Origin of the sequence: Bartonella sp. CB10SXKL (assembly GCF_042195515.1) — a bacterium.
Classification (GTDB): domain Bacteria; phylum Pseudomonadota; class Alphaproteobacteria; order Rhizobiales; family Rhizobiaceae; genus Bartonella.
This window is the reverse complement of record NZ_JBHION010000137.1, coordinates 1-541: the sequence shown is the minus strand read 5'-3', so window position 1 is coordinate 541 and position 541 is coordinate 1. Positions and strand designations below refer to the sequence as shown.

1 protein-coding gene is annotated in these 541 nt (G+C 37.2%); it reads right to left on the bottom strand.

Going from position 1 to position 541, the window contains the following annotated elements:
- Window positions 1–541, bottom strand: a 541-nt coding sequence (locus ACFIK3_RS09875) for a DUF3987 domain-containing protein (RefSeq protein ID WP_375676651.1), incomplete at both ends; no start/stop codon positions are given.

The window sequence follows — 541 nt, the reverse complement described above, 5'->3', positions numbered from 1 at the left end:
TCCTCGTCTTGATCTTTGAGTGCTTTGTAGGCTTGTTTTTTCTTTTCTCTTTTGTCTAATTCAATAAGAATATCTTTTGTTTCTTGCTGTTTTTTCTTCTTTAACCATTCTTGATGCCATTCCTCTTGAAAAACATCAAGAGGTGCTAAAGCAGCTTCCATGGTATCTGTTTTCATAGTTGAAGGTTCCCCCACAATGGCACCCCAGAGATTAGGAACAATTTTCCAATTGGCATGTTGTTTTGGAGAAACCCGCACGCCATTTCCAATGACAGCAGACAATCCACATAAAGCAGAAACAGCAACAAAATCGATAGAAGATTGTTGAATATCAGCAACGTCATAAACATAGTTTATTAATGGTGTTGGAAGCAGGAATATTTTAAAAGGCTCGACGGGTAAGAGAGCCGTAGCAATCGGTTGTAATTGCCCCCAACCATTTTGTTGCAAGGCTTGTTCATAAGAAATGGCTTTTAAACAAGTATTTTCGTTTAAAGAGACATTATCGTTATCATTGACGGGAGTATTTTCATTATTGTTTT